At 61.5% G+C, this 12,777-nt stretch carries 8 protein-coding genes; 3 read left to right on the forward strand and 5 right to left on the reverse strand.

Features of this window, described 5'->3' with window-relative positions; genetic code table 11:
• The first annotated feature begins 14 nt into the window (after positions 1 to 14).
• Positions 15 to 458 carry an excinuclease gene (locus JFU48_RS05010; RefSeq protein WP_103485585.1) on the forward strand — a complete coding sequence of 148 codons (444 nt, stop codon included), beginning with the start codon at positions 15 to 17 and terminating at the stop codon, positions 456 to 458.
• Between the two features lie 149 nt (positions 459 to 607).
• Entirely contained in the window at positions 608 to 1,045 is a 438-nt protein-coding gene (locus JFU48_RS05015; protein ID WP_201135997.1) for an excinuclease, read from the forward strand.
• A 103-nt stretch (positions 1,046 to 1,148) separates the two neighbouring features.
• Here JFU48_RS05015 and JFU48_RS05020 read toward each other — a convergent pair whose 3' ends face one another.
• Complete coding sequence (locus JFU48_RS05020) at positions 1,149 to 2,051, reverse strand: LysR family transcriptional regulator (protein WP_103485586.1); 903 nt, start codon at positions 2,049 to 2,051, stop codon at positions 1,149 to 1,151.
• A 118-nt stretch (positions 2,052 to 2,169) separates the two neighbouring features.
• On the opposite strand from JFU48_RS05020, the gene JFU48_RS05025 reads away from it, so the two are divergent.
• On the forward strand, positions 2,170 to 3,444 hold the full coding sequence (locus JFU48_RS05025) for an MFS transporter (RefSeq protein ID WP_201135998.1): 1,275 nt from the start codon (positions 2,170 to 2,172) through the stop codon (positions 3,442 to 3,444).
• A 175-nt stretch (positions 3,445 to 3,619) separates the two neighbouring features.
• On the opposite strand, the gene hemE is transcribed toward JFU48_RS05025, so the two are convergent.
• The 4 genes from hemE to JFU48_RS05045 all read right to left on the reverse strand — a co-directional run bounded on the left by hemE (position 3,620) and on the right by JFU48_RS05045 (position 12,767).
• Complete coding sequence (hemE, locus tag JFU48_RS05030; RefSeq protein WP_103485588.1) at positions 3,620 to 4,687, reverse strand: uroporphyrinogen decarboxylase; 1,068 nt, start codon at positions 4,685 to 4,687, stop codon at positions 3,620 to 3,622.
• 242 nt (positions 4,688 to 4,929) lie between these two features.
• A complete protein-coding gene (locus JFU48_RS05035; protein ID WP_003220910.1) occupies positions 4,930 to 6,348 on the reverse strand; it encodes an FAD-dependent oxidoreductase in 1,419 nt (472 codons plus the stop codon).
• A 33-nt stretch (positions 6,349 to 6,381) separates the two neighbouring features.
• A complete protein-coding gene (gene gltB / locus JFU48_RS05040; protein ID WP_003220908.1) occupies positions 6,382 to 10,827 on the reverse strand; it encodes a glutamate synthase large subunit in 4,446 nt (1,481 codons plus the stop codon).
• 350 nt (positions 10,828 to 11,177) lie between these two features.
• Positions 11,178 to 12,767 (reverse strand): AAA family ATPase, encoded by a 1,590-nt coding sequence (locus tag JFU48_RS05045; RefSeq protein ID WP_003220906.1) that lies wholly within the window; start codon positions 12,765 to 12,767, stop codon positions 11,178 to 11,180.
• Between the last annotated feature and the right edge of the window lie 10 nt (positions 12,768 to 12,777).

Genomic DNA, 12,777 nt, shown 5'->3' on the forward strand with positions numbered 1-12,777 from the left:
TCAAGGAGACCTCCATGCGTTTCAACAAACTCGCCATCACCGCCCTGCTGCTTTGCGCCCTGCCGGCAGTCAGCCAGGCCCGGGATACACAGGTCATGCTGCCGTTCGACAAAGCGGTTGCCGAAGCCACCCGCAGCGGCAAGATCGACGGCAGCGTAAAGTTCTACCTGGCCGGCACCACACCGCCCGGTAAAGTCACCGTTCTGAGCAGCGGCGCCGTGACCAACAAAAAGACCAACGCCTTCAACAAGACCGATCAGGAAGCCTGCGAATGGGTCGTGCAATCGGCCATCATCAGCCTGCACCAGGCCGCCAAAAGCGCCGGCGCCAACGCCGTGACCAATATCGTCAGCTTCTACAAGAGCAACGAGCACAAAGACGCGAAGAACTACGAATGCCACGCCGGCGCGATCATGGCCGGTGTTGCGTTGAAGGGTGATCTGGCGACGGTTCAATAATTGCCAGAAACGACCAAGGGCGCCTTTCGGCGCCCTTTTCATTTTCAGCATCTACACTCGCTCTGGCAGGTTGCCGCGTCATGCCTGCCGGAACGGCGAGCCCATCGTTCGAACACTCGCGGTTCTCTTTCACCGTCAAGGAGATGACCATGCAAGTGAAAGCCCTGATCGCCGTCGCACTCCTCGGGCTATTGCCCAGCGCCAGCCACGCCACCAACTTGATGTACATGCCGTTCGAAACCGTGCTCTCGGATGCGATTCGCGCCGGGCGGCTGGATGGCAGTGTGAAGTTCTATCTGATCGGCAATGGGCCGCAGGGCACCCAGCAGTTGTTGCGCCGCGATGTGGTCAGCGATTTACGCACCAACGGCTTCAACAAGAGCGATCACGATTCCTGCGAGTGGGTGCTGCAGTCGAACCTGATCAAGTTGCAGGCCGATGCCAAGCGGGTCGGGGCGAATGCGGTGGTCAATATCGTCAGTTATTACGACCAGCATGTGCGCAAGGATTTGAATACCTATGAGTGCCGGGCCGGGGTGTTTGTGACGCGGGTGGCGTTGAAGGGGGATTTGGTGCGGTTGCCCTGAGAAATGTGGTGTTTGGGCGGGCGTCTTCGCGAGCAAGCCCGCTCCCACAGGGGAACGTATTCCAGGGTGGGAGCGGGCTTGCTCGCGAAGAGGCCGGCAGGCATCACACTGATGAAGGCTCAACCTTGCGCGTCAGCAGTTCGACAAACGCCTTGGCCATCGGCGATTTCTGATCCTTGCGCTGCACCAGCCACACCGCCGACACCGCCTCCGGATCGAGCAATGGCCGGTAGACCACGCCGTCGATGCGCATCCGCTGATACGACGCCGGCAACACCGATACCCCCAGCCCCGCGGCGACCAGACCGATGATGGTCATCGCCTCCCCGGCCTCTTGGGCGAAGTGCGGGCTGAACCCGGCATCGCGGGCCAGACTGAGCAGTTGCGCATACAGCCCGCTGCCGTAGCTGCGCGGAAAGAACACGAACGGCTCCAGCGCCAGCGCCGAGAGGAATAGCCCTTCCTCACTGCCCTGCGCCAGCGGATGTTTGGAACCAAGCACCGCCACCAGCGGCTCACGCATCAGCTCCACCACATTCAGCGAATCCGGCAGACCCAGTGGACGCATGATGCCGACCTCGATCGACTCATCCACCAGCCCTTCGGCGACTTGCGTGCTGCTCATCTCCCGCAGATTCAGATGCACCGCCGGGAAACGCTGGCGAAAGGCAAAAATTGCCTGGGGAATGGTCGAGTTGAACGGCGCCGAAGAGGTGAAGCCAATCTTCAATTCGCCGAGTTCACCGAGTTGCGCACGCCGGGCAACGTCCGCCGCTTTGTCGACCTGCGCCAGCACCAGCCGCGCCTCCTCCAGAAACAATCGGCCGGCCTCGCTCAGCTCGACCCGACGATTGGTGCGTTCGAACAACCGCGCGCCGACCTCTTGCTCCAGCGCCTGAATCTGCTGACTCAGCGGCGGCTGGGAGATCCCCAGCACCTGTGCGGCGCGGCCGAAATGCAGTTCTTCGGCGACGGCGATGAAGTAGCGCAGATGACGCAATTCCATGGAAACCCCATTAGGTCGTTAAAGCTATCAAACAGGTCGAACAATATATTGGATAGAAACATTAGCCAGCTATATGATTTTTTCATTGCCTGCCTGGCCGTGCCCTCCGAGGTCTGAAGTGAAAACAGTTGTCGCCCCCCTGGCCCATGAAGTCCCGCCTGCCGCAGCCGACGATGTGATCGCCGAGCTGCAGGAGATCTACATCGAAAAAGGCACGCCGATGTTCATGCGCACGGTGCTGGCGCTGTTCAGCGGCGGCTTCGCGACCTTCGCCCTGTTGTACTGCGTGCAGCCGATGATGCCGCTGCTGTCCCACGAGTATTCGATCAATGCCGCGCAGAGCAGCCTGATTCTGTCGGTGGCGACCGGCATGCTGGCCTTCGGTCTGCTGATCACCGGACCGATTTCCGACCGGATCGGGCGTAAACCGGTGATGGTCGCAGCGCTGTTCGCTGCCGCGCTGTGCACCATCGCCAGCTCGATGATGCCGAGCTGGCACGGCGTGCTGATCATGCGTGCGTTGATCGGGCTGTCGCTGAGCGGTCTGGCGGCCGTGGCGATGACTTACCTGAGCGAGGAAATCCACCCGCAGCACATCGGCCTGGCGATGGGCCTGTACATCGGCGGCAACGCGATTGGCGGGATGAGCGGGCGATTGATCACCGGGGTGCTGATCGACTTTGTCAGCTGGCACACGGCGATGCTGGTGATCGGCGCTCTGGCGCTGATTGCGGCGGCAGTGTTCTGGAAAATCCTTCCCGAGTCGCGCAACTTCCGCTCGCGCTCGCTGCACCCGCGCAGTCTGCTCGACGGCTTCACCATGCACTTTCGCGATGCCGGTCTGCCGCTGCTGTTTCTTGAGGCGTTCGTGCTAATGGGGGCGTTCGTCACCCTGTTCAACTACATCGGCTATCGCCTGCTCGCCGCGCCGTACAACCTTGATCAGGTGTTCGTCGGCTTGCTGTCGGTGGTTTACCTGTCGGGCATCTACAGTTCGGCGAAGATCGGTTCGCTGGCGGACAAACTGGGGCGGCGCAAAGTGCTGTGGGCGACGATTGCCCTGATGTTCGCCGGCCTCGCGCTGACAATGTTCACCCCACTGCTGCTGGTGATCGTGGGTATGCTGATCTTCACCTTCGGCTTCTTCGGCGCGCACTCGGTGGCGAGCAGCTGGATCGGCCGGCGGGCGCTGAAGGCCAAGGGCCAGGCGTCGTCGTTGTACCTGTTCAGTTATTACGCAGGCTCCAGCATTGCCGGCACGGCGGGCGGGGTGTTCTGGCATTTGGGCGGCTGGAACGGGATTGGGTTGTTCATTGGCGCGTTGTTGCTGGTGGCGCTGGGGGTGGCGTTGAAACTGGCGAAGTTGCCGCCGCTCGGCGGAGTCAAAGCCTGACGCAAAACTCTGTAGGAGTGAGCCTGCTCGCGATAGCGGTGTGTCAGCCAACACATCTGGCGACTGACTTACCGCTATCGCGAGCAGGCTCACTCCTACAATTGATCCGCGTCCGACGTTGGATTGTGGAAAAAAAACGCCCGGCATAAGCCGGGCGTTTTCTATTGCGCGTCGATCACTCGTGATACTGCGCCGACAACTCATGCACCGCGCGCAGGAACGCGCCCGCATGTTCCGGATCGACCTCAGGGGTGATGCCGTGGCCGAGGTTGAATACGTGGCCGCTGCCCTTGCCGTAGCTGGCCAGAATGCGCCCGACTTCGGTGCGGATCGCTTCCGGTTTGGCGTAGAGCACGGTCGGGTCCATGTTGCCTTGCAGGGCTACCTTGTCGCCGACGCGGGCGCGGGCGTTGCCGATGTCGCAGGTCCAGTCCAGACCCAATGCGTCGGCGCCGGCCTCGGCGATGCTTTCCAGCCACAGGCCGCCGTTCTTGGTGAAGAGGATCACCGGCACCTTGCGACCGTCGTGCTCGCGAATCAGGCCGCTGACGATTTTCTTCATGTAGGCCAAGGAGAATTCCTGGTACGCCGCCGCCGACAGGTTGCCGCCCCAGGTGTCGAAGATCTGCACCGCTTGCGCGCCAGCCATGATCTGGCCGTTGAGGTACGAGGTCACCGACTGCGCCAGCTTGTCCAGCAGCAGGTGCATGGCTTGCGGGTTGTCGTAGAGCATCGCCTTGGTCTTGCGGAAGTCTTTCGACGAGCCGCCTTCAACCATGTAAGTGGCGAGGGTCCACGGGCTGCCAGAGAAACCGATCAGCGGCACACGGCCATTCAGCTCGCGGCGGATGGTGCTGACCGCGTCCATCACGTAGCCGAGGTCTTTGTGTGGATCAGGGATCGGCAACGCTTCGATGTCCGCCAGGGTGCTGACGACTTTCTTGAAGCGCGGGCCTTCACCGGTCTCGAAGTACAGACCCTGGCCCATGGCATCGGGGATGGTGAGGATGTCGGAAAACAGGATCGCCGCGTCCAGTTGCGGGTAGCGGTCGAGCGGTTGCAACGTGACTTCGCAAGCGAATTCCGGATTCATGCACAGGCTCATGAAATCACCGGCCTGGGCACGGCTGGCGCGGTATTCAGGCAGGTAGCGGCCGGCCTGGCGCATCATCCACACCGGGGTGACGTCTACAGGTTGCTTGAGCAGGGCGCGGAGGAAACGGTCGTTCTTCAGGGCAGTCATGTCGGCATCCGGAAAAAAAGTGCGGGCATTTTCTCAGAGCGCGACGCAAAAGGCACGGATGCAGGTCAGCCTTTTGTCTATCGGGTCAATTTATTGCGCTGTATTGAGCGCACAGAAACCAATGTGGGAGCGGGCTTGCTCGCGAAAGCGGTGTGTCAGGCAACAAATCTGTCGACTGACACTCCCTCTTCGCGAGCAAGCCCGCTCCCACATTTTTGAGCGCATTTCAGGCTGAAATGTAATCAGACGCCCAGGTAATCAAGGATCCCTTCGGCAGCATTGCGGCCTTCGAAGATCGCCGTTACCACCAGGTCGGAACCGCGCACCATGTCGCCGCCGGCGAAGATTTTCGGGTTGCTGGTCTGGTGCTTGTACTGACCCTGCTCAGGCGCGACGACGCGGCCCTGGCTGTCGGTCTGGATTTCGAACTGTTCGAACCACGGCGCCGGGCTTGGACGGAAACCGAACGCGATGACCACGGCGTCGGCCGGGATGATCTCTTCGGAGCCCGGGATCGGCTCGGGGCTGCGGCGGCCACGGGCGTCCGGTTCGCCGAGACGGGTCTCAACCACTTTCACGCCTTCGACCTTGTCTTCACCGACGATCGCGATTGGCTGGCGGTTGTAGAGGAATTTCACGCCTTCTTCCTTGGCGTTCTTCACCTCTTTGCGCGAGCCGGGCATGTTCGCTTCGTCACGACGATAGGCGCAGGTCACCGACTTGGCGCCCTGACGGATCGAGGTGCGGTTGCAGTCCATCGCCGTGTCGCCACCACCGAGTACCACGACCTTCTTGCCTTTCATGTCGACGAAATCTTCCGGCGACTTTTCAAAGCCCAGGTTGCGGTTGACGTTGGCAATCAGGAAGTCCAGCGCGTCGTAGACGCCCGGCAGGTCCTCACCGGCAAAGCCGCCCTTCATGTAGGTGTAGGTGCCCATGCCCATGAACACGGCATCGTATTCGGCGAGCAGTTGTTCCATGGTCACGTCCTTGCCGACCTCGGTGTTGAGGCGGAACTCGATGCCCATGCCGGTGAAGACTTCGCGACGATTGCTCAGCACGCTCTTCTCAAGCTTGAACTCAGGGATACCGAAGGTCAGCAGACCGCCGATTTCCGGGTTCTTGTCGAACACCACCGGGGTCACGCCGCCACGCACCAGCACGTCGGCACAACCCAGCCCCGCCGGGCCGGCACCGATGATCGCGACACGCTTGCCGGTCGGTTTGACCTTGGACATGTCCGGGCGCCAGCCCATGGCGAACGCGGTGTCGGTGATGTACTTCTCGACCGAACCGATGGTCACCGCGCCGAAACCGTCGTTGAGGGTGCAGGCACCCTCGCACAGCCGATCCTGCGGGCACACCCGGCCGCAGACTTCCGGCAGGGTGTTGGTCTGGTGCGACAGCTCGGCGGCCTGGAGGATGTTGCCCTCGGCCACCAGCTTCAGCCAGTTGGGAATGAAGTTGTGCACCGGGCACTTCCATTCGCAATACGGGTTGCCGCAACCCAGGCAGCGGTGGGCCTGGTCGGCCGACTGCTGGGGTTTGAACGGTTCGTAGATCTCGACGAACTCTTTCTTGCGTTGACGCAACAGTTTCTTCTTCGGATCCTTGCGCCCGACATCGATGAACTGGAAGTCGTTATTCAGACGTTCAGCCATTGTTAAAACCTCATCAAACTCTTCAGGCGCATATCACTGCGGGTTGGCACGAGTGCTGGAAAGCAACGATTTCAGGTTGGCAGCCTTAGGCTTCACCAGCCAGAAACGGCGCAGGTAGTCATCAAGGTTTTCGGCGAGTTCACGACCCCACTCGCTCTCGGTTTCCTTGACGTACTCGTTCAGCACGTTCTGCAAGTGGCTGCGGTAGGCTTCCATCGCCTCGCCGCTGATCCGCTGGATTTCCACCAGTTCGTGGTTGACCCGGTCAACGAAGGTGTTGTCCTGGTCGAGCACGTAGGCGAAACCACCGGTCATGCCAGAGCCGAAGTTGTAACCGGTCTTGCCCAAAACGCAGACGAAACCACCGGTCATGTACTCGCAGCAGTGATCGCCAGTGCCTTCCACGACCGTGTGGGCACCGGAGTTACGCACAGCGAAACGCTCGCCCGCGGTGCCGGCGGCGAACAACTTGCCGCCGGTGGCGCCGTACAGGCAGGTGTTGCCGATGATGGCGCTGTTCTGAGTCTGATAGACGCTGCCCTTCGGCGGCACGATGACCAGTTTGCCGCCAGTCATGCCTTTGCCGACGTAGTCGTTGGCGTCGCCTTCCAGATACATGTGCAGACCGCCGGCGTTCCACACGCCGAAGCTCTGACCGGCCGTGCCTTTGAAGCGGAAGGTGATCGGCGCGTTGGCCATGCCCTGATTGCCGTGCTTGCGCGCAATTTCGCCGGAGATCCGCGCGCCGATCGAACGGTCGCAGTTGCAGATGTCCAGTTCGAACTCGGCACCGCTGAGGTCGTTGATCGCCGAGGTCGCCATGTCGACCATTTTCTCGGCCAGCAGGCCCTGGTCGAACGGCGGGTTGCGCTCAACGCCGCAGAATTGCGGTTTGTCCGCCGGGATGTGATCGCTGCCCAGCAGCGGGGTCAGATCCAGATGGTGTTGCTTGGCGGTCTGGCCTTCGAGGATTTCCAGCAGATCGGTACGGCCGATCAGCTCTTCGAGGGAACGCACGCCGAGCTTGGCCAGCCACTCACGGGTTTCTTCGGCGACGTAGGTGAAGAAGTTCACCACCATGTCGACGGTCCCGATGTAGTGATCCTTGCGCAGCTTCTCGTTCTGCGTCGCAACACCGGTGGCGCAGTTGTTCAGGTGACAGATGCGCAGGTATTTGCAACCGAGGGCGATCATCGGCGCCGTACCGAAGCCGAAGCTTTCGGCGCCGAGAATCGCTGCCTTGATCACGTCGAGGCCGGTTTTCAGGCCACCGTCGGTCTGCACCCGGACTTTGCCGCGCAAGTCGTTGCCGCGCAGGGTCTGGTGGGTTTCAGCCAAGCCGAGTTCCCACGGCGCGCCCGCGTATTTGATCGAGGTCAGCGGCGAAGCACCGGTACCACCGTCGTAGCCGGAGATGGTGATCAAGTCCGCATAGGCCTTGGCCACACCGGCGGCGATGGTGCCGACGCCGGCTTCTGCTACCAGCTTCACCGAAACCAGTGCCTTCGGGTTGACCTGTTTCAGGTCGAAGATCAGCTGCGACAAGTCTTCGATCGAGTAGATGTCGTGGTGCGGCGGTGGCGAAATCAGGGTCACGCCCGGCACTGCGTAACGCAGCTTGGCGATCAACCCATTCACTTTACCGCCCGGCAGTTGCCCGCCCTCGCCCGGCTTGGCGCCCTGCGCGACCTTGATCTGCAGCACTTCGGCGTTGACCAGGTATTCCGGGGTTACACCGAAACGGCCGGTTGCGACCTGCTTGATTTTCGAACTCTTGATGGTGCCGTAGCGCGCCGGATCTTCGCCGCCTTCGCCGGAGTTGGAACGCGCACCGAGGCGGTTCATGGCTTCGGCCAGGGCTTCGTGAGCTTCCGGCGACAGTGCGCCCAGCGAGATACCGGCGGAGTCGAAGCGCTTGAGCACCGATTCCAGCGGCTCGATTTCACTGATGTCCAGCGGCTTGTCGAGCGTCTTGACCTTGAACAGGTCGCGAATCATCGACACCGGACGGTTGTCCACCAGCGAGGTGTATTCCTTGAACTTGGCGTAGTCGCCCTGCTGCACGGCGGCTTGCAAGGTGTTGACCACGTCCGGGTTGTACGCGTGATATTCGCCGCCGTGAACGAACTTCAGCAGACCGCCCTGCTGGATCGGCTTGCGCGGACTCCAGGCTTCGGTGGCCAGAGCTTTCTGCTCGGCTTCGATGTCGACGAAACGCGCACCCTTGATGCGGCTCGGCACGCCACGGAAGCTCAGCTCGCACACTTCTTCGGACAGGCCGATGGCTTCGAACAGCTGCGCACCGCGGTACGAGGCGATGGTCGAGATGCCCATCTTCGACAGGATCTTCAGCAGACCTTTGGTGATGCCTTTGCGGTAGTTCTTGAACACCTCATAGAGGTCGCCCAGCACTTCACCGGTACGGATCAGGTCACCCAGCACTTCGTAGGCCAGGAACGGATAGACCGCCGAGGCGCCGAAACCGATCAGCACCGCGAAGTGATGCGGATCGCGTGCGGTCGCGGTTTCCACGAGGATGTTGGAATCGCAGCGCAGGCCTTTTTCGGTCAGGCGGTGGTGCACCGCGCCGGTCGCCAGCGAAGCGTGGATCGGCAGTTTGCCCGGGGCGATATGACGGTCGCTCAGAACGATCTGGGTACGCCCGGCACGCACGGCTTCTTCAGCCTGATCGGCGACGTTGCGGATCGCCGCTTCGAGGCCGACGCTTTCGTCGTAGTTGAGGTCGATGATCTGCCGCTCGAAACCCGGGCGGTCGAGGTTCATCAGCGAGCGCCACTTGGCCGGCGAGATCACTGGCGAGCTGAGGATCACGCGCGAGGCGTGTTCCGGCGATTCCTGGAAGATGTTGCGCTCGGCACCGAGGCAGATTTCCAGCGACATCACGATCGCTTCACGCAGCGGGTCGATCGGCGGGTTGGTGACCTGCGCGAACTGCTGGCGGAAATAGTCGTACGGCGTGCGCACACGCTGCGACAGCACGGCCATCGGCGTGTCGTCGCCCATCGAGCCAACGGCTTCGTAGCCTTGTTCACCAAGCGGACGCAGTACCTGATCGCGCTCTTCGAACGTGACCTGATACATCTTCATGTATTGCTTGAGCTGATCGACGTCGTAGAACGCCGAACCGTGGTCGTTGTCTTCCATGGTCGCCTGGATGCGCAGGGCATTCTTGCGCAACCATTGCTTGTACGGATGACGGGACTTCAGACGGTTGTCGATCGCGTCGGTGTCGAGGATCTGCCCGGTTTCGGTGTCCACGGCGAGGATCTGGCCCGGGCCGACACGGCCCTTGGCGATCACGTCTTCTGGCTGGTAGTTCCAGACGCCGATTTCCGACGCAACGGTAATGAAACCGTTGGTGGTGGTGACCCAGCGCGCCGGACGCAGACCGTTACGGTCGAGCAGGCACACCGCGTAACGACCATCGGTCATCACCACGCCGGCCGGGCCGTCCCACGGTTCCATGTGCATCGAGTTGTACTCGTAGAATGCACGCAGATCCGGGTCCATGGTTTCAACGTTCTGCCACGCTGGCGGAATGATCATCCGCACGCCACGGAACAGGTCGATGCCACCGGTGACCATCAGTTCGAGCATGTTGTCCATGCTCGAGGAGTCGGAACCGACACGGTTGACCAGCGGGCCGAGCTCTTCCAGATCCATCAGATCGTTGGTGAACTTGGTCCGACGGGCCTGCGCCCAGTTACGGTTACCGGTAATGGTGTTGATCTCGCCGTTGTGGGCGAGGAAGCGGAATGGCTGAGCCAGCGGCCATTTCGGCAGGGTGTTGGTGGAAAAGCGCTGGTGGAACACGCAGATCGCGGTTTGCAGGCGCTGGTCACCGAGGTCCGGATAGAACGCGGCCAGGTCGGCCGGCATCATCAGGCCTTTATAGATGATGGTCTTGTGCGAAAAGCTGCAGATGTAGTGGTCGGTGTCGGCGGCGTTGGCCACCGACGAGCGACGACGGGCGCTGAACAGCTTGACCGCCATGTCCTGATCGCTCAGGCCTTCACCGCCGATGTACACCTGCTCGATCTGCGGCAGGCGCTCAAGGGCCAGGCGGCCGAGGACGCTGGTGTCGATCGGCACTTTGCGCCAGCCGATCAGTTGCAGGCCTTCAGCGAGGATCTCGCGGTTCATGTTCTCGCGAGCGGCTTCGGCCTTGGCCGGATCCTGGTTGAAGAAGACCATGCCGACGGCATATTGCTTGGGCAGCTCGACGCTGAAATTTTCCTGGGCAATCGCCCGCAGGAACGCGTCAGGCTTTTGAATCAGCAGACCGCAACCGTCACCGGTCTTGCCGTCGGCATTAATCCCACCGCGGTGGGTCATGCAGGTCAGGGCCTCGATGGCCGTTTGCAAAAGGGTATGACTGGGCTCGCCCTGCATGTGGGCTATCAGGCCGAAACCGCAGTTATCCTTGAATTCATCTGGTTGGTACAGACCTGCTTTCATAGACACTTTCTCACCAGGCTGCCTCTTTTCGAGGCAAATTTCTTTTCAATTCAACCACTTGCTGACCGCGCCGAACGTACGCCGGCTTTGCGGGGGCAAAAGGGTGGTCATTGTACACAGCGACACAGACGCTCACAAATTTGACGACGAAATGTCGCAAATCTATGTCGCATTTGTGAAAGGTTTAAAGCGATCTGCTGTGCTAGTCAAAACTTTTTTAATTCTGACTGCAACGACTCAAAGACTACTGTGACGCAGACACCACAAGGCACGCGGTCTGTAGAGACGGCGCGCACTCGTAGAAATTTTGAGGTGCTTGGAGAGGCGGCCTGGGTAAGGCCGCCGAATCTTCAGCGAGTTGTTGCCAGTTCCTGTTGGACGCTGGCGACAGTGCGAGGCCAAGGTTTACCAGCCTGAACCTTCGCTGGCAAGGCCTTGATGGCAGAAACGGCTGCATCACGATTGGCGAAGTTGCCGTAGGTGATCACGTAGAGAGGCTTGCCGTTGAGGACTTTCTTGAAATAACGGTACTCGCCGCCCTGCTCCTTGACGAAGTTTTGCGCGGTCGCCTCGGAGCTGGTGCCGAGGATCTGCACCACGTAGTTGCTGGTCGGCTGACCGGCGTACCAGCTGCCACCGGCAGCCTTGGCCACGGTAACCGGCTTCTCCGCCGGTTTGGCGGCAGCAACAGGCTTGGCCGGAGCCGGAGTCGGTTTGGCCGCTGGCGCTGCCGGAGCAGGCTTGGCGCTGGCGACCTGAGTCGGTGCCGGGGTCGGCTTGGCGGCTGGCACCGGAACCGGGGTTGGCGCCGGACCGGCCGGAACACCTGCCGGTGGTGCGGAAGTCGTTACGGTCGGCGGCGTCGCGCTGGAACCTTCGACAGGCACGCCATCGTCGCCTTCGGTGATGCCGCCAGCAGCCTCAGCCAACGGGCCGCGCATCACCGGCTGCGAGTTGCCGACCAGCGGCAGCGGCATCGGCTGGGTATTGCCGGCGAACTCGACGTTCGGCGCGCCACCCTTGGCGCCTTGGCCCAACGGCAGTTGTGCCTGTTCGTTGGCGGGTGCGCCAGTGGTTGGCGCCTTGTTGCGACCCGGCATCAGCCAGGCGGCGGCGACCGCGACCACAACGACGGCGGAAATCGCCAATACGTGTTTCTTCGGCATGTTGAACCCCATACTTGGACGCTTGACCGCAGAGCGGCTGGCAATCATGACTTCGATCAGTGCATCGCGAGCGACCTGGTTGATGTTGCCAGGCCAACCCTCGGCGCTTTCGTGAATCTCAGAGATCTGATCCGCGGTGAAAAGTTCGACACCCCGGCCCGCACCTTCGAGCCGTTGGTCGAGATATTCGCGGGTCTCTTCTTCGGTGTACGGCTGCAGTTCGATGACGTGGAAGCGCTCTTCCTCGAGGTGCAAGGCCTCCAGTTGCGCGATCAGCGACGATTCACCGAACAGGAACACGTGTGGACGACCTTCCGGTGCACCGGCACCCAGCGCCATCAGCGCTTCGAGCGCAGATTCGTCAAGCTGCTCGGCATCATCCACCAGCAGATAGACTTCCTGCCCGGTCAGTGCCAACTGCACCACTTGCGCCAGAATCGCGCCGACCTCGGCCTGCGCCACGTCCAGCGCCTGGGCGACCTGACGCAACACGCCTGCGGCATCGCCGGCGCCACGGGCAGAAACGACCACGCTCTGCACCGATTGCTTGTTGGTGCTGGCCACCAGCGCCTGGCGCAGCAGGGTCTTGCCGCTGCCTTGCGGGCCGGTGACCACCAGCAGCAACTGGCTGTAACGCGCCAGGTGGTGCAGTTGCCCCAGCACCGGCTTGCGCTGGGCCGGGAAGAATTTGAAGCCCGGCACCCGCGGCGCGAAAGGGTCGTGACTTAACTGGAAATGGCCGAGGAACGCCTCGTCGGCATGCAAACTAGTCATCGGAATCTTA

Source organism: Pseudomonas sp. TH49, from assembly GCF_016650625.1.
Classification (GTDB): domain Bacteria; phylum Pseudomonadota; class Gammaproteobacteria; order Pseudomonadales; family Pseudomonadaceae; genus Aquipseudomonas; species Aquipseudomonas fluorescens_H.